15 protein-coding genes and 1 pseudogene are annotated in these 15718 nt (G+C 69.5%); 11 read left to right on the forward strand and 5 right to left on the reverse strand.

Annotation, left to right across the window (positions count from 1 at the left end; genetic code table 11):
* Window positions 1-210: pseudogene (locus tag ACFE67_RS08845) on the forward strand (amidase); the annotation flags it as partial.
* 60 nt (window positions 211-270) lie between these two features.
* Here ACFE67_RS08845 and ACFE67_RS08850 read toward each other — a convergent pair.
* The 3 genes from ACFE67_RS08850 to ACFE67_RS08860 form a co-directional block, all read right to left on the reverse strand.
* Window positions 271-726 (reverse strand): SRPBCC family protein, encoded by a 456-nt coding sequence (locus ACFE67_RS08850; protein WP_375406510.1) that lies wholly within the window; start codon window positions 724-726, stop codon window positions 271-273.
* A gap of 61 nt (window positions 727-787) precedes the next feature.
* Entirely contained in the window at window positions 788-2575 is a 1788-nt protein-coding gene (locus ACFE67_RS08855; RefSeq protein ID WP_375406511.1) for a glycoside hydrolase family 15 protein, read from the reverse strand.
* Window positions 2576-2612: 37 nt separating this feature from the next.
* On the reverse strand, window positions 2613-2777 hold the full coding sequence (locus ACFE67_RS08860; protein WP_375406512.1) for a hypothetical protein: 165 nt from the start codon (window positions 2775-2777) through the stop codon (window positions 2613-2615).
* Between the two features lie 48 nt (window positions 2778-2825).
* Between ACFE67_RS08860 and ACFE67_RS08865 the strand changes: the two genes are divergently transcribed.
* Window positions 2826-4034, forward strand: a complete 1209-nt coding sequence (locus ACFE67_RS08865; protein ID WP_375406513.1) for a mechanosensitive ion channel family protein — start codon at window positions 2826-2828, stop codon at window positions 4032-4034.
* A gap of 17 nt (window positions 4035-4051) precedes the next feature.
* Here the strand turns inward: ACFE67_RS08865 and ACFE67_RS08870 are convergent, their stop codons facing one another.
* Window positions 4052-4303 (reverse strand): hypothetical protein, encoded by a 252-nt coding sequence (locus ACFE67_RS08870; RefSeq protein WP_375406514.1) that lies wholly within the window; start codon window positions 4301-4303, stop codon window positions 4052-4054.
* 190 nt (window positions 4304-4493) lie between these two features.
* On the opposite strand from ACFE67_RS08870, the gene ACFE67_RS08875 reads away from it, so the two are divergent.
* Together ACFE67_RS08875 and otsB are read left to right on the forward strand one after the other, a co-directional pair.
* Window positions 4494-5975: a trehalose-6-phosphate synthase gene (locus ACFE67_RS08875; RefSeq protein WP_375406515.1), complete on the forward strand. Its 1482-nt coding sequence runs from the start codon at window positions 4494-4496 to the stop codon at window positions 5973-5975.
* Entirely contained in the window at window positions 5975-6805 is an 831-nt protein-coding gene (gene otsB / locus ACFE67_RS08880; RefSeq protein WP_375406516.1) for a trehalose-phosphatase, read from the forward strand. The genes ACFE67_RS08875 and otsB overlap by 1 nt, the downstream gene beginning before the upstream one ends.
* A gap of 399 nt (window positions 6806-7204) precedes the next feature.
* Here otsB and ACFE67_RS08885 read toward each other — a convergent pair whose 3' ends face one another.
* The gene (locus tag ACFE67_RS08885; protein WP_375406517.1) at window positions 7205-7846 is read right to left on the reverse strand and encodes an HAD family hydrolase; all 642 of its coding nucleotides are present in this window, start codon (window positions 7844-7846) and stop codon (window positions 7205-7207) included.
* A gap of 75 nt (window positions 7847-7921) precedes the next feature.
* Here ACFE67_RS08885 and ACFE67_RS08890 point away from each other — a divergent pair, with 75 nt between their 5' ends.
* From ACFE67_RS08890 to ACFE67_RS08920, 7 genes are all read left to right on the forward strand, one after another.
* Window positions 7922-8113, forward strand: a complete 192-nt coding sequence (locus tag ACFE67_RS08890) for a hypothetical protein (RefSeq protein ID WP_375406518.1) — start codon at window positions 7922-7924, stop codon at window positions 8111-8113.
* A gap of 103 nt (window positions 8114-8216) precedes the next feature.
* Window positions 8217-9359, forward strand: coding sequence for an ABC transporter substrate-binding protein (locus tag ACFE67_RS08895; protein ID WP_375406519.1), 1143 nt, complete (start codon window positions 8217-8219; stop codon window positions 9357-9359).
* 41 nt (window positions 9360-9400) lie between these two features.
* Complete coding sequence (locus ACFE67_RS08900; protein ID WP_375406520.1) at window positions 9401-10252, forward strand: ABC transporter ATP-binding protein; 852 nt, start codon at window positions 9401-9403, stop codon at window positions 10250-10252.
* Complete coding sequence (locus tag ACFE67_RS08905; RefSeq protein WP_375406521.1) at window positions 10245-11117, forward strand: ABC transporter permease; 873 nt, start codon at window positions 10245-10247, stop codon at window positions 11115-11117. Before ACFE67_RS08900 ends, ACFE67_RS08905 begins: the two co-directional genes overlap by 8 nt.
* Complete coding sequence (locus ACFE67_RS08910; RefSeq protein WP_375406522.1) at window positions 11117-11992, forward strand: ABC transporter permease; 876 nt, start codon at window positions 11117-11119, stop codon at window positions 11990-11992. Before ACFE67_RS08905 ends, ACFE67_RS08910 begins: the two co-directional genes overlap by 1 nt.
* A gap of 17 nt (window positions 11993-12009) precedes the next feature.
* Window positions 12010-13377 (forward strand): NtaA/DmoA family FMN-dependent monooxygenase, encoded by a 1368-nt coding sequence (locus tag ACFE67_RS08915; RefSeq protein ID WP_375406523.1) that lies wholly within the window; start codon window positions 12010-12012, stop codon window positions 13375-13377.
* Between the two features lie 491 nt (window positions 13378-13868).
* The coding region (locus ACFE67_RS08920; RefSeq protein ID WP_375406524.1) for a DUF262 domain-containing protein at window positions 13869-15718 on the forward strand (1850 nt) is incomplete at its 3' end.

Genomic DNA, 15718 nt, shown 5'->3' on the forward strand with positions numbered 1-15718 from the left:
TGGGTCGCGAACGGCAACCTCGTGATCCGCCATCTCGGCATCCCGACGGTCACGGTCCCGATGGGAGTGATGGCCGACATCGGCATGCCGATCGGGCTCACCATCGCGGGCAGGGCCTACGACGACGTCCGGCTCCTCCGCATCGCGGCGGCCATGGAGAGGGAGGGTGTCGCCGAGCGCCACGCCCCCGGCCGTACCCCGGCCCTCTGATTCCGTCGTTCAGGAGTTCTGGCGCGGCTCCGCCGCCGCCAGAACTCCTGAACGACGAAATCAGTCGCGCGGCACGTCGCCGTGCCAGGCGCCGGTCGGGGCGGGTGCCTGCTCGATGAACTCCTTGAAGTTCGCGAGGTCCTTCTTGACGCTGCGGGTGTCGAAGTTCAGCAGGTCGCCGGCCTTCTCGACGACGCCCTCCGGCTGCCAGTCGATCTGGACCGCGACGCGGGAGCTGGTGTCGGAGAGCTTGTGGAAGGTGACGACGCCGGCGTGGGTCGTGCCGTCCTCGCTCTTCCAGGCCACCCGCTCGTCCTGGTGCTGCTCGGTGATCTCGGCGTCGAATTCGCGCTCGATCCCGCCGATCTTGACCGTCCAATGGTTGTGGGTGTCGTCGATCTGCGTGATCGACTGGACGAAGCTGAGGAACCGGGGGAACGACTCGAACTGGGTCCACTGGTCGTAGGCCTTGCTGACCGGCACGTCGACGTCGATGGTCTCGATGATCTGTGACATGCGTTCCACGCTATGGACGGACTCTGGACGCGGAGTGGGAGTCGACTGAGCGCGGCGGCGATCAGCGCCGCTGCTCCTGACGCGCCTCGATCGCATCGGCCGCCCTGACCAGCGCGAGGTGCGACAGCGCCTGCGGGGTGTTGCCCGCCTGCCGCGCACCCGCGACGTCGTACTCCTCCGACAGCAGCCCGACGTCGTTCGTCAGACCCACGAGCACGTCCATCAACCGCACGGCGTCCTCGTGCCGGCCGCTGCCCGCGTACTGCTCCACGAGCCAGAAGCTGCAGGCGAGGAAGGGGTACTCGCCCGGCACGAGTCCGTCGTCGCTCGCCTCCGTCCGGTACCGCATCACCAGTCCGCTGCTCATCAGGTCCTGCTCGATGGCGGCGACCGTGCCGAGCATCCGGGTGTCGGTCGCTTTTACATAGCCGACCTGGGACAGGATCAGGAGGGAGGCGTCCACCTCCTTCGAGCCGTAGGACTGCACGTAGGTGCCCCGTTCGGTGTCGAACCCCTGCGCCTCGATCTCGGCCGAGATCCGCTCCCGGAGCGCACGCCACCGTTCGACCGGTCCCTTCAGGCCGAAGCGCTCGTTCGCCTTGATGGCGCGGTCGAAGGCGGCCCAGACCATCACGCGGGAGTGCGTGAAGTACCGCTCGGCCCCGCGCATCTCCCAGATGCCGCTGTCCTTGCGCTCCCAGTGCTCCTCGAGGAACGCCATCAGCGCCCGCTGCACCGGCCACGCGTGCTGGCCGTCGACGACGCCCTTCTCGCGCGCCTCCTGCAGGGCGACCATGACCTCGCCGATCACGTCCGCCTGGTACTGATCGACCGCCCCGTTGCCGATGCGGACCGGAGCGGCGCCTCCGTACCCGGGAAGGCTCGGCAGCTCCCGCTCGAGCAGGTCCCGCTCGCCGGCGAGCCCGTACATGATCTGCACGTCGGCCGGGTCGCCGGCGATCGCGCGGAGCAGCCAGCCCCGCCAGGCGGCGGCCTCGTCCACATAGCCGTGGTTCACGAGCACCGACAGCGTCAGGGACGCGTCGCGCAGCCAGACGTAGCGGTAGTCCCAGTTCCGTGCGCCGCCGAACTGCTCCGGCAGACTGGTGGTCGCGGCGGCGGCGATCCCGCCCGTGTCCTCGTGCGTCAGCGCGCGGAGCACGATCAGCGACCGGATCACGTGCTCGTGGTACTTCCCCTGGTGCTCGATGCCGCTGGTCCAGCGGTCCCACCAGGCCGTCGTCGAGCTGATCAGCGCCTCCACGTCGAGGGCCGGAGGCGCGTCCCGGTAGGAGGGGTACCACGCGAGCGTGATGTCGACGGTCTCGCCCTCGCGCACGGCGAAGTGGCTGCGATGCGATTCGCCCTCCGCTCGCAGCCGGGGCCCGCGCACGATGACGGCGTCGGGGCCCGCGGTCGCGATGATGCCCCTGACGTCCTCGTCGCGCACCTGGCGGACCCACGGCACCGCCCGGGCGTAGTCGAACCGGATCCGGAGGTCCTGCCGCATCGCGACCGTGCCGCTGACGCCGCGCACCCGCCGCACGATGTCGGCCGCGCGGTTGCCGTGCGGCATGAAGTCGGTCACCTCGACCACGCCGGTGCTCGTGGTCCACCTGGTGACCAGCATCAGCGTGCCCTCGACGTAGGCGCGGACGGCGGTCGCGTCATCGGCCCCCTCCGGTGCGACCAGCCAGCGGCCGTGCGACTCGTCGCCGAGCAGCGCGCCGAACATGCTCGCGGAGTCGTACCGCGGGAAGCACAGCCAGTCGATGCTGCCGTCCCGGCCGACCATCGCCGCCGACTGGCAGTCGCTGATCATCGCGTAGTCCTCGATCGGCAGCGGCATGCGCCACATCCTGGCCTGTCGAGACGAACGGATCCGATCAGGACGTCGGGTCCTTCCCGTCGTCCGTCTCCGCCTCGGGGTCGCGATGCAGGCCGCCGGTCGTCGCATCCTCCTCCTCCCGAGCGAGCACGAGGTGGTGGCGTCCTGAGTGCTTGGCCGCCGCAGCCGTGGCGCACCGGGTGTTCACGTCCGGGTGGGGCACGATGATCGGTCGGGGCGGAGCGGCTTCCCGGCGACAGAAGGAGCCCCCATGGACATCGCCTCGTTCTGGTACACCGTGACCGGCACGGTCTGGTCCCGCCTGCTGGTCTCGATCGTGATCGCCGTCGTGCTCGCCATGGTGGTGGCAGCGGTCGTCGGCGTCGTGTTCCGCGCCATCGCCAGGCGGCGCGGCTGGCCCGACCGCGCGGTCGGCCGGCTCCGCTGGCCGTTCCGCTGGCTGCTCATGGGGATCGGCATCGCCATCGCGGTGAGCTTCACCCTCGCCGGGCTGCCCGCCGGCTCGGACGGGCTCAGGACGCCGGTCGGCCAGGCGCTGGGAATCGAGATCATCGCGTTCGCCGCCTGGTTCGTGGGCGCCTTCGTCTCGCTGCTGGTCGATGTGGCGCTGGTCCGCTACCGCACCGACGTCGCGGACAACCGGGTCGCCCGCCGCGTCCGCACGCAGGTCCTGATCCTCCGGCGTCTCGCCATCGTCGTGATCGTGGTCATCGCGATCGGCTCGGCACTGCTGCTGTTCCCGGAGGCGCGGTCCGCGGGTGCATCCCTGTTCGCCTCCGCCGGCGTCATCTCGATCATCGCCGGCCTCGCGGCGCAGTCGACGCTCGGCAACGTGATCGCGGGCATGCAGCTCGCCTTCTCCGGCGCGATCCGGGTCGACGACGTGGTCATCGCGAACGACGAGTGGGGGCGGATCGAGGAGATCACGCTCACCTACGTCGTGCTGCACGTCTGGGACGACCGGCGACTGGTGCTGCCCTCCACCTACTTCACGACGACGCCGTTCGAGAACTGGACCCGCACGTCCAGCCAGCTGATGCAGTCCGTCGACTTCGACCTCGACTGGCTGGTAGACCCGCAGGCGATGCGCGACGAGATGCACCGGATCCTGGCGCGCACCACGCTCTGGGACGGCCGCGTCTCGGTGCTGCAGGTCACGGATGCCGTGGGCGGCATGATCCACGTCAGGATCCTGGTCACGGCCGTGGATGCGCCGACGCTGTTCGATCTGCGCTGCTTCGTCCGGGAGGAGATGATCCGGTGGCTGCACGAGCAGCAGCCGGCGGCGCTGCCCCGCACCCGCGTACTGATGACCGAACCGGGGGAGGGCGGCGAGCGCATCACCGAACGGTCCAGGTCGGGCCACCGCGACGACCGGGAGCTGTTCGGCGGTTCAGCCGAGGCGGACGCCCGCGGCAAGGACTTCACCGGCCCGGTCCGCACGCACCGGCCCGCCTGACCGTCGGGCGGTGCGGGCTATTCGCCCTTCTTGGGCTTCTTCTGCGCGTTCTTCAGCTTCGGGCCCGCCGAGACCTTCGGGGCGTCGGGGTCCACGGACTCCTTGCGGATCGTGCCGAGGGCCACGGCCAGGGTCAGCAGCCAGGCGATCCAGGTGAGGTAGGTGCGCCAGTCGCTCGGGTTCTTCCTGCCCTGGCGGAAGGCGGAGACGCCGGAGAGGACGGACGAGATGATCGCGCCGTTCAGCAGGTATTTGCGCAGGGTGCCCATGGGACGGGGACTGTACTGGGCCTCCGTCGAGTGCCGACTGTGCGTCCGCCGAGCGCCGACCGCCCTCACCGACTCTCCGTTTCGACCGACTCTCCGTTTTGTAGGCACGACCTTCCTACAAAACGGAGAGTCCTCCGCTCGGCCCTCTCTCGATCTCCCTGCCGCGAGCGCCGGGTAGCCTGGTCACGACATGGCGGACACCGGGGACGATGCGCGCTTCGATTTCGTCGTGGTGTCGAACCGCCTCCCCGTCGACCGCGTGACCGCGCACGACGGAACCCCGTCCTGGAAGCCGTCGCCCGGCGGGCTCGTGACCGCGCTGGAGCCGGTGATGCGGGCGAACGACGGCGCGTGGGTCGGCTGGACCGGTGTCGCGGACGACGACCAGGAGGCGTTCGAGGCCGGCGGCCTGCACCTCGTGCCGGTCCGGCTCTCCGGATCCGCCGTCGAGCTGTACTACGAGGGCTTCTCGAACGACACGATCTGGCCGCTGTACCACGACGTCATCGCTCAACCGACCTACAGCCGCCGGTTCTGGGAGGCGTACGTCGACGTGAACCGGCAGTTCGCCGAGGCGTCCGCGGCGGCGGCCTCCGAAGGCGGCACGGTCTGGGTGCAGGACTACCAGCTGCAGCTCGTGCCTCGGATGCTGCGCGAGCTGCGCCCCGACCTCGTGATCGGCTTCTTCAATCACATCCCCTTCCCGGCATACGGCCTGTTCTCGCAGCTGCCCTGGCGCCGCGAGATCGTGGAGGGGCTGCTCGGTGCTGACCTGATCGGCTTCCAGCGCCGCGCCGACGCGGGCAACTTCCTCCGCGCCGTCCGGCGGATCTTCCGTGTGCAGACCGCCCACGGCCGGGTCGAGCTGCCGGCGGCAGGCGAGGGTCGCTGGCCGAACTCGTCGTCCGACCGGCCGCGCTCGGTGGTGGCGCGGCACTTCCCGATCTCCATCGACGCGAAGGCATACGTCGCCCTCGTGGAGGATCCGGACGTGCGGGCTCGGGCGGCGCAGATCCGCGACGAACTCGGCAACCCGTCCACGATCATGCTCGGCGTCGATCGGCTCGACTACACGAAGGGCATCCGGCACCGGTTCGCGGCGTATGCGGAGCTGCTGGCGGAGGGCAAGCTCGACGACGACACCGTACTCGTGCAGGTCGCGAGCCCGAGCCGCGAGCGGGTGGAGACGTACAAGGCGCTCCGCGACGAGATCGAGCTGACCGTCGGGCGGGTCAACGGCGAGTTCGGCACGATCGCGCACTCCGCGATCAACTACCTCCACCACGGGTATCCCCGCGAGGAGATGGTCGCGCTGTTCCTCGCCGCCGACGTGATGCTCGTCACCGCGCTGCGCGACGGGATGAACCTGGTCGCGAAGGAGTACGTCGCGACCAGGGCGGACGACGACGGCGTGCTCGTGCTCAGCGAGTTCGCCGGCGCCGCCGACGAGCTGAAGCAGGCGCTGCTCGTCAACCCCCACGACATCGAGGGGCTGAAGCGGACGATGCTGACCGCGGTCCACATGTCGCGCGCGGAGCGCAGGGCGCGCATGCGGGCGCTGCGGCACCGCGTGCTGACGCACGACGTCGAGCGGTGGTCGAAGGACTTCCTCGGTGCCCTCGCCGATGTGCGGCCGACCGCCTCGTCCGAGGCCGCGGCGGCGGTGGACTGATGCCGCTCGACGACCGCCTCGGCCAGTCGGGCAGCGGCGTGCGGCGTGGCCTCCGGGACGCGCTCGGCACGCTGGCCCGGACACCGCGCCTCCTGGTCGCCCTCGACTTCGACGGCACCCTGGCGCCGGAGGTGGACGACCCCGAGAAGGCGCGAGCGACCCCGGAGGCGCGTGCGGCGGTCGAGCGCCTGATCGCGCTGCCGGCAACGCGGGTGGCGCTGGTGTCCGGACGATCGCTGCGCGACCTCGAGCAGGTCGCGCCATTCGACGATGCCGTGCTGCTCGTCGGCTCCCACGGCATCGAGCTGCGCCTCGACGACCCCGACGACGTGGTCGCGCTGAACGCCGGGGAGCAGCAGCAGCTCGACGTGCTGGGTCAGGTCCTGGATCAGATCGCCGACACGCTCGACAGCGTCTGGATCGAGCCCAAGCCCGCCGGCTTCGCCCTGCACACGCGCCTGGCGACCGACCGGCACAGCCGGGTCGCGCACCTCGTCGCGGTCAACGAGCTGAAGATGGAGGCGCCCGACGCGAAGGTGCGGATGGGCAAGAACGTGATCGAGTTCTCGGTCCGCTCGACGACGAAGGGCGAGGCGGTCGAGCACCTCCGGCGCTACACGAAGGCCTCCGCGGTCTTCTACGCGGGCGACGACGTCACGGACGAGGACGCGTTCGTCGCGCTCGACCCCGACGACCTCGGCGTGAAGAGCGGGGAGGGCCCGACGGCGGCCGACCACCGCGTCGCCGGCCCGGCGCAGATCGCATCGGTCCTGAGCCTCCTGGCGACCCTCCGCGAGTCGGCCCTGGGCGACCCCCCGGACACCAACTGACCCCGGCCCCCAATCGTCCCGGAGGGGGACATGGGTCAAGCTGCTCGACCCGTCGATGGCGACCCAGGGCGCTGGCGTCGCACTCTGGAACGAGACGAGGCGCGAGGACCGGGTGCTCCCACTCGTCTCGGGCTTCGCTCGCTGGGGCTGGGAGGAGGCGAACAGCACGACGTTGCTCGGCCGCAAGCTGGAGGCCTTCGGCGTGGTTCCCGCTTCTCCGCGAGCGACGCTCGCGGACTCCGCGGCGGCGGCGCGAGACGCGCAACCGCGCCCGTCGGCGCGATCAGCGGGAGCGGCGGCGCGGGGGGCGGCGGAGGTAGGCGACCAGGCGGGACACCCGGGTCGCGACGAAGGTCGCGAGAGCTATCCCGCCGACCACCGCGGCGACGACCAGGAACGTCATGCGGACCACCAGCGCTCGATGTCGGGCAGCAGCGCCTCCAGCGTCCGTCCGCGGAACGTCGGGGAGCCCTCGCCGCGCTCGAACCGGTCGACGAATGCCGTCGCCGCGCCGATCGCCGCTGCCGGTTCGAGGTCGTTGCGCCACACGTCGCCGACCGAGAGCAGGGCCGCAGGAGGCAGTCCGGAGAGCAGCCGGTCGAGCACCGCCGGCATCCCGCCCGGCTTGCCGGCATCGCCGATCGTCTCGTCGACGAGCCCCTCCAACCCGAGGCGCGCGAGCACGGGCTCGATGCCGTCGACCGGTGCGTTCGTCACGAGCACGCACCGCACGTCCGCGGGCCGCCGCCGCAGCAGGTCGGCGAGCCCCTCCGGAGCGGTGACCTGCGCCGTGCCGGCGTGCACGGCGGCCCGGCTGGCTGCGTAGGCGGTGGAGCGCACGGGCTCGGCCACGTCGTGCGCCGAGGCCCAGTCGGCGACGAGCGAGTAGCCGTCGCGGTGGCCCTCACCGGTCCGCGCCCATCGTGCGAGGACCTCGTCGGCATCACCGCCCGCCACGCCTCGGAAGTACGCGAGGACCGGCTCGTCGCCGACGGCGACGGTGCCGTCGAAGTCGAGGACGACGATCCTGCGGACGGGCACCCGGTCGACGCTACCGGCGGGCCCTGCGGGATGGCGCCATGAGCACCGTCTGGGGGAGCGGTCGCGCCGGGGGAGGTGAGCACGGTCGCGCTGCTGCCGGGCGACGCGTTCCGCGTGCCCCTGATCGCGGAGTTCCTGACCGACGTGCAGCAGGTCGCCCGTCAGCGCGAGCACCGCACGATGACCGACAGCACGGCGCTGGGGGCCGCGTTCCTGACGCCCGACGAGCGCGGCAGCATCGCCGGGAGGCTCGCGGCGGAGCGCTGACGGTTCACCCGCGATCGTGATGCCCCCGAAACGTGGGGGAAACGCGCCGTCGGTACCGTCCTCACCGGACACAGCACCCGTCCCCTGAAGACACGAGGACCCCATGCCCTTCACGCACAGCCCTTCTCAGATGATCCCTTCCAGCTTCGACCGCCGGTCGTTCCTCCGCATCGGCGGAGTGGGCGCCGGCCTCCTCGGAGGCGGCGTGCTCCTCGCAGCGTGCTCCTCCGGCACGAGCGGTTCGCCCGCGGCCGGCGGCTCCGCAGCCGCCGCGAAGGACTTCGGCGAGATCGCCGTCCAGCTCTCCTGGATCAAGAACGTCGAGTTCGCCGGCGAGTACTTCGGTGTGGAGAACAGCTACTACAAGGACGCCGGCTTCAGCAAAGTCACCCTGCTCGCCGGCGGTGGCAGCACCACGGCCGAGGAGGTGGTGATCTCCGGCAAGGCGCTCGTCGGCATCTCCGCGCCGATCGCGACCGTGCCATCGGTCCTGAAGGGAGCGCCCCTCAAGATCATCGGCACCACCTACCAGAAGAACCCGTTCTGCCTCATGTCGCTGGAGGAGGGCACCCCGATCCGCACGATCGCGGACCTGAAGGGCAAGAGGCTCGGCGTCCAGCCGGGATCGAACCAGGTCATCCTCAAGGGGTTCCTGAAGGCGAACGGTCTCTCCGAGAGCGATGTGAGCATCGTCACGACCGGCTTCGACATCGCCCCGCTCGTCTCCGGCAAGTACGACGCGCACATGTCGTACATCACGAACGAGCCGATCCTCGCGGACGAGGAGGGCAAGAAGCCCGTCGTCCTCGGGTTCGCGGACAACGGCCTGCCGTTCGTGGCGGAGACCTTCCTGGTCCTGCAGACCACGATCGACTCGAAACGGGATCTGCTCAAGGCGTTCCTGAAGGCCGAGATCCAGGGCTGGACCGCAGCCGTCAAGGACCCGGCGAAGTCGGCCGACCTCGCCGCGAACACGTACGGCAAGGGCGCGAACTTCGGCAAGGACCTCGACGAGGCCGAGCAGACGAAGGAGGCGACGGCGCAGAACGGCCTGATCCTCACCGAGGACGTGAACACGAACGGCCTGTTCACGCTGACAGACGCCCTGGTCGCGGAGAACATCGAGTCGCTCGCAGCGATGGGCTACACGATCACCGCCGACAAGCTCTTCGACCTCTCGCTCCTGGACGAGGTCTACAAGGAGAACCCGGACCTCATCACGAAGTTCACGATCCCCGCGGCGTGACCCCTCCCCGCCCGTCCTCGAACCGTGAGGAGACCCATCTGATGACCGATCTCGGCAGCACCGTCGTTCAGGGCACTGCCGGAACGGCGACCGGCTCGCCGCTCGAGCACCCGGAACTCGCCACCGGTATCAACATCCAGGGACTCAGCAAGACCTTCTCGGTCGGGCGCAAGCAGGTGCAGGCGCTCAGCACGGTCGACCTGGGCACGAAGAAGGACTCGTTCCTCTCGTTGCTCGGGCCGTCCGGCTGCGGCAAGTCGACGATCCTCCGGATCCTCGCGGGGCTCGACACCCCCTCCACGGGCACCGTGCAGATGAACGGCAAGCCCACCAGCGAGGTGCAGAAGCAGCACGAGATCGGGATCGCGTTCCAGGACTCCGCGCTGCTGCCGTGGCGGACGGTGGAGAAGAACATCCGCCTGCCACTGGAGGTCGCCGGGATCAAGCCCGACAAGTCGGTGATCGACGACCTGATCACGCTCGTCGGCCTGAACGGGTTCGAGCATGCGAAGCCGGCGCAGCTGTCGGGCGGTATGAAGCAGCGCGTGTCGATCGCCCGCTGCCTGGTGGTGCAGCCGACGGTCATGCTGCTCGACGAGCCCTTCGGTGCGCTCGACGACATGACGCGGCAGCGCATGAACGTCGAGCTGCTGCGGATCTGGGGGGAGAAGCCCGCGACGACGCTGATGGTGACGCACGCGATCTCGGAGGCGGTGTTCCTGTCCGACGTCGTCGCGGTGATGAGCGCCCGGCCCGGACGTATCGCGGAGGTCGTCGAGATCGACCTGCCCCGCCCGCGGGTGCCCGAGCTCGCGCGGACGCCCGAGTTCCACGCGTACGTCGACCGGCTCTCCGCGATCCTGTTCGGCGGCGGCGCGCACGGCGATGACTGAGCCGCTCACGGACGCGGGCAGCAGCGTGGTGCTGACGGCATCCGCAGCGACCCGGCCGTCCCGCAGCCTCGGCCGATCCCTCGCCGCGATGCCCGCGTGGGCCGGCGGTGCGATGGGCGTCATCCTGATCGTGCTCGCCTGGGCCGCCGTCGCCGCGACTCCGTTCGGGAAGAACGGCGCGATCCCGACCCCGGTCGAGGTGCTCCTCCGCTTCGGCACGGCCTTCGGCGCGTCGTCCTACTGGCAGGCGGTCGGGGTGACGAGCCTCGCCGCGCTGCAGGGCTACCTCCTCGGTGTCGCGGTCGCGCTGGTGATCGCCTTCGGCGTGCTCCTGCTGCCGAAGGCGGAGGGGATCGCGACCCAGCTCGCGGTCGTCACCTCCTGCCTGCCGCTCACCGCGATCGGTCCGCTCGCGACGATCATGTCGCCGGCCTCGTCGCGGTTCACCTCCGTGTTCCTGGCCGCGCTCAGCGTCGTGTTCACGACGGTCATCGGCACGATCCTCGGCCTCAAGTCCGCGAGCAGCACCCAGCTCGACGTCGTGAGCGCGTACGGCGGCACCCGGTGGACGCAGATCGTGAAGGTGCGGCTGATCGCGGCGCTGCCGAGCCTGCTCGCCGCTCTGAAGATCGCGGCGCCGGCGGCGTTCCTCGGTGCGGTGCTCGGCGAGTACTTCCTCGTCGGGGTCGACAGCGGTGTCGGGATCCTGCTGCTGTCCGGGCAGTTCTACAACGACTCCACCCAGGTGTGGACGCTCGCTCTGACATCCGGCGGCGTCGCCGGTCTCGCCTACTTCCTGATCGACCGCATCGGGCGCCTCATCGCGCCGTGGTCCGTCGCCTCCAAGAAGAAGGGCGCCTTCTGATGACGACCACCATCGCTCGTCCCGCCCCCGTGGTGAGCGCGAACGCCGTCCAGGCGGTGAAGTACGCAGCCCGCCGCACGGGGATCACCGTCGGATCGATCCTCGTGTCGGGGATCCTGCTGTGCGTCCTCTGGCAGCTCGCGGTGACGCTGTTCTCGCCGTCGCCGTTCCTCGCCAAGGGTCCGGTCGACGTCTTCCAGTACGTCACCCAGTCGAACATCACGGGGTCGGCCGAGGCGCACCGAGCGCTGCTGGCGGCGAAGCTCGGGGAGACCCTCAGCGACGCCGCGCTCGGGTTCGTCGTCGGGCTGGCGCTCTCGATCTCGATCGCGATCGCCTTCGCGATGTTCCGGGTCGTCGAGTTCATGTTCATGCCGCTCGCGATGCTGCTGCGTACCGTGCCGCTGCTCGCGATGGCGCCGGTCATCTACATCGTATTCGGCAACGGCCAGATCACGGCGGCGCTGATCGGCACCGTTGTCGTGCTGTTCCCGGTGCTGGTGAATCTCACCGTCGGCCTCCGGTCGGTCTCGGAGCAGGCCGTCGACCTGATCCGGGTGTACGGCGGGAACCGCTTCACGGTGCTGGTCAAGGCGGCGATCCCCACCTCCCTGCCGTTCCTGTTCGCCTCCATGCGCATCGCGGTGCCCGGAGCGATCACCGGTGCGATGCTGTACGAGTTCCTGTTCACCAACGACAAGGGACTCGGCGCGACGGTCACGAGCGCGAAGGCCGCCTTCGACTATCCGCAGATCTGGGCGGCGACCGTGCTGGCGACGGTGATCTCGATCGTGCTCTACACGATCACCACGATCATCGAATCGGCGGTGCTGGCGGAGTGGGGTCCTGACGCGGGCAAGGCGTCGTCGTCCTGATCTCCTCGCGAAAACGCATGCGGCTCGGGGTCTTCGAGGTCGCGGCGGTCCAGGTGGGCGGCACGCTCAGCTGGCCGCATCCGCGGAGCCGATCGATCGAGTACCGGGACCCGGAGTACTGGGTGGAGGTCGCGAAGCTGCTCGACGACGCCGGGTTCGACTTCCTCTTCTTCGCCGGCGGGTACGGCTACCCGACCGTGCAGGGGGCGCTGCACCCGCTGTCGGTGACGGGCGGCATCAACTTCCCGGGCATCGATCCGAGCTACCTCATCCCGGTGCTCGCCCACGAGACGAAGCGGCTCGGCTTCGTGTTCACCTCCGGCACCGGCCTCGACCACCCGGTGCAGACGGCGCGCACGTTCTCGACGCTCGACCATCTGACCGGGGGCCGCATCGGCTGGAACATCGTCACCGGCGCATCCCAGGACGCCATCGCGGCGCTGTTCGGCCACGACGAGATGCGCAAGCACGACGACCGGTACGACCAGGCCGACGAGTACCTCGAACTGGCGCTGCGGTACTGGCAGACGGCGTGGGACGACGACGCGGTGGAGGAGGACCGCGAGGCGGTCCGGTACGCGGACCCGGACAAGGTGCACAAGGTCGAGTACGCGGGGGAGTACTACCGCTCGGCCGGCTGGTACGCGATGACCCCCTCCCCGCAGCGGACCCCGGTCCTGTTCCAGGCGGGCACCTCCGCGCGCGGCCGCGCCTATGCGGCGCACAACGCGGAGTGCGTCTTCGTGCAGGGCACCACCGTCGCGGCGACGAAGGCGAATGTGGCCGACATCCGCGCGCGGGCGGCGGAGGAGGGGCGCGACCCCGACTCGATCAGGATCATGGTCGGCGTCACGGTCACCGTGGGGGAGACGCACGAGGCGGCCGTCGCGCAGCGCGCGGAGTTCGACGCGCTGCAGACCGACGAGGTCGTGAACGTGCTCTACTCCGGCAACACGGGCATCGACCTGCTCTCCCTCGACCCCGACAGGTCGCTCGAGCAGATCGTGACGGCTGGCACGGTCGGGCAGATGGGGCAGAGCAACATCGACCGCTTCCTCCCGAAGGACGGCTCGCCCGCGCCGACCGTGCGGCAGATCCTCGACCAGCTGCGGGGGAGGGGGACCCGCGGCTTCGAGGTCACCGGATCGGTGACCGAGGTGGCGGACCGCCTCGAGTCGCTGATGGACGAGACCGACCTCGACGGCTTCCTGCTCGAGCCGATCTTCGCCCCGACCGACCTGGAGGACTTCGCGCACCGGGTCGTGCCGGAGCTGCGCCGCCGCGGCCGGCTGCCCGAGGAGCCCTCCACCGGCACCCTCCGCGAGCAGCTGATCGGCAACGGCGCGCACCTCTCCGACCACTTCGGCGCGCGGCTCAGGCGCTGAGTTTGACGGAGCCTTCCGCGGGTGATCCGCGAGCGGGCACCACCGGGTCAGCCGCGGGCCCCGGTCGTCGGTCGGGCCAGCGACGAGGGCCGCAGGTGTCGGGATATGGAGCTGGATGGTGCGGCGGCGCCTACGCCGCCGCACCCGAGCACGCGCACACCCACGGGCGGGGCCTTCGCCGAGCACCGGCGCCTCCATTCGCGGATCTACGAGACACCTACGCGGTTGATGCCGTGTTCCGAGTCGGCGCGACGCTGCTGATCGTGACCGGAGGAGCCGCGATCGTCGAGAGATCGTGTTCGGGCGCGTTTGACCGTTCGGAGTACGGGGATCGATCGCCGCGAGCCGACCTCGAGAGGCCACACGACGAGGCCTATCGTTCTCCGCGAAGCGGGCGCCGTTGGGGCCCTTCGCGGTGAACGCGAGGTTCTCTCGCCGGCCGCCTGTCGACCGCACCCCATCCACGCCCGCCGACCCGCTCGGAGCTGCCCATGGCCGCCGCCTTCGTCATGAATCCCGTCGCGCTCAGCGACCTCCTCAAGGACTGCCACGCGGGGTCGATGCAGCTTCCCGACTTTCAGAGGAGCTGGGTCTGGGACGAGGACCGCATCAAATCGCTGATCGCGTCCGTCTCCCGAGCTTTTCCAATCGGGGCGGTCATGACGCTGCAGGTCGGGGGCGAGGTCGAGTTCAAGCCGCGGCCCATCGAGGGATCCCCTGCGTCCAGGACGGACCCGTCTTCGCTAATCCTCGACGGACAGCAACGGCTCACCTCGTTGTACCAGGTGGCGTACCGAGGCCACGTCGTGGAGACCGTCACGCCGAAGAAGAAGCGCGTGAAGCGCTGGTTCTACATCAACATGCGGATGGCGCTCGATCCGTCGGTCGATCGTGAGGACGCGATCGTCGGTGTGCCCGAGGACCGTCAGGTCAAGAGCGACTTCGACCGCTCCATCGATCTCGATCTGAGCACGCGTCAGCTCGAGTTCGAGCAGCGGATGTTTCCGGTCTCCGAGCTGTTCGACTCGGAGAGCTGGATGGATGAGTTCCTCCGGTGGTTCTGGAACGCTCCCGACCGCGACGACCTCGGCGAGTTGCGTGACCGGTTCAAGAAGGAGGTCATCAGCAGCTTCACCTCCTACAACGTGCCGGTTATTTCACTCGCGAAGGACACCTCGAAGGAGGCAGTGTGCGTGGTCTTCGAGAAGGTCAATACAGGCGGCAAACCGCTGGACGCGTTCGAGCTCATCACCGCCATGTACGCCGCCGAAGGCCACGAGCTGCGCAAGGACTGGTACGGCGACGCCGCTGAACCTGGGCGGGAATATCGACTCGCGCAGATGCTGAAAGCACCCGGCAGCGATGTTGGAATCCTCGCCGGAGTGAGCAATACCGACTTTCTGCACGTTGTGACGTTGCTCGGCGCGCTTGAGCGTCGGGCCGCAGCCGTCGCGGAGGGACGAACCGGCAAGGATCTGCCGCAGGTGATCGGCAATCGAGCGGCAATCCTCAATCTCCCGCTCGCGGCTTACAAGCAGCACCAGGACAGGGCCGAGCAGGCCTTCCGCACTGTCGCGAAGTTCCTGCATATGCAGCGCATCTACCGGGTCTACGACCTGCCGTACCAGTCGCAGCTCGTCCCACTCGCCGTGATCTTCGCCGTGCTCGGCGAGCAGTGGGAGTCGCAGGCGAACCGTTCCAAGATCGAACAGTGGTATTGGAACGGCGTTTTCGGCGAGCTGTACGGATCGACCACGGAGACCCGGATCGGTCGCGATGCGGTCGAGGTCCCGGCCTGGATCCGAGGCGGTCAGCCGCCGTCGACGATCTCGGACGCCACCTTCAGAGTCGACCGACTGCGCACGATGCGCATGCGTCTCTCGGCCGCTTACAAGGGCGTGAACGCGCTGCTGATGGGGGAGGGGGCACTCGACTTCCGCACGGGGCAGGCGTTCGACCACACGGTCTTCTTCGACGAGAGCGTCGACATCCACCATGTATTCCCGCAGCGGTGGTGCGAGGACCAGGGCATCCCGCGCTCAACCTACGATTCGATCATCAACAAGACGCCGCTGTCGGCCAGGACGAATCGAATCGTCGGTGGTGTCGCTCCGTCCCTCTACCTCGGGCGACTCGAAAAGGGTTCGGTGGAGGCGCCGGGAGTCGATCCGGAGGTGCTCGACTCCCACCTGCGCAGTCACGCGCTCGACCCTTCGCTGCTGCGGAGCGATCGGTTCGACGAGTTCATGCAGGATCGACAGAACCGTCTCATCGAGCTGATCGAGGCCAAGCGGGACGAGAACGACCTCCGCAATCCCCGGCTACGTCGGAACATCGCCAT

This window comes from uncultured Amnibacterium sp. (assembly GCF_964244015.1).
Classification (GTDB): Bacteria; Actinomycetota; Actinomycetes; order Actinomycetales; family Microbacteriaceae; genus Amnibacterium.

What these genes read in the sequence shown, in the direction of transcription:
- ACFE67_RS08850 (WP_375406510.1), bottom strand. Translation starts at nt 726, where the DNA reads ATGTCACAGATCATCGAGACCATCGACGTCGACGTGCCGGTCAGCAAG.
- ACFE67_RS08855 (WP_375406511.1), bottom strand. Translation starts at nt 2,575, where the DNA reads ATGCCGCTGCCGATCGAGGACTACGCGATGATCAGCGACTGCCAGTCG.
- ACFE67_RS08865 (WP_375406513.1), top strand. Translation starts at nt 2,826, where the DNA reads ATGGACATCGCCTCGTTCTGGTACACCGTGACCGGCACGGTCTGGTCC.
- ACFE67_RS08870 (WP_375406514.1), bottom strand. Translation starts at nt 4,303, where the DNA reads ATGGGCACCCTGCGCAAATACCTGCTGAACGGCGCGATCATCTCGTCC.
- ACFE67_RS08875 (WP_375406515.1), top strand. Translation starts at nt 4,494, where the DNA reads ATGGCGGACACCGGGGACGATGCGCGCTTCGATTTCGTCGTGGTGTCG.
- otsB (WP_375406516.1), top strand. Translation starts at nt 5,975, where the DNA reads ATGCCGCTCGACGACCGCCTCGGCCAGTCGGGCAGCGGCGTGCGGCGT.
- ACFE67_RS08895 (WP_375406519.1), top strand. Translation starts at nt 8,217, where the DNA reads ATGCCCTTCACGCACAGCCCTTCTCAGATGATCCCTTCCAGCTTCGAC.
- ACFE67_RS08900 (WP_375406520.1), top strand. Translation starts at nt 9,401, where the DNA reads ATGACCGATCTCGGCAGCACCGTCGTTCAGGGCACTGCCGGAACGGCG.
- ACFE67_RS08905 (WP_375406521.1), top strand. Translation starts at nt 10,245, where the DNA reads ATGACTGAGCCGCTCACGGACGCGGGCAGCAGCGTGGTGCTGACGGCA.
- ACFE67_RS08910 (WP_375406522.1), top strand. Translation starts at nt 11,117, where the DNA reads ATGACGACCACCATCGCTCGTCCCGCCCCCGTGGTGAGCGCGAACGCC.
- ACFE67_RS08915 (WP_375406523.1), top strand. Translation starts at nt 12,010, where the DNA reads ATGCGGCTCGGGGTCTTCGAGGTCGCGGCGGTCCAGGTGGGCGGCACG.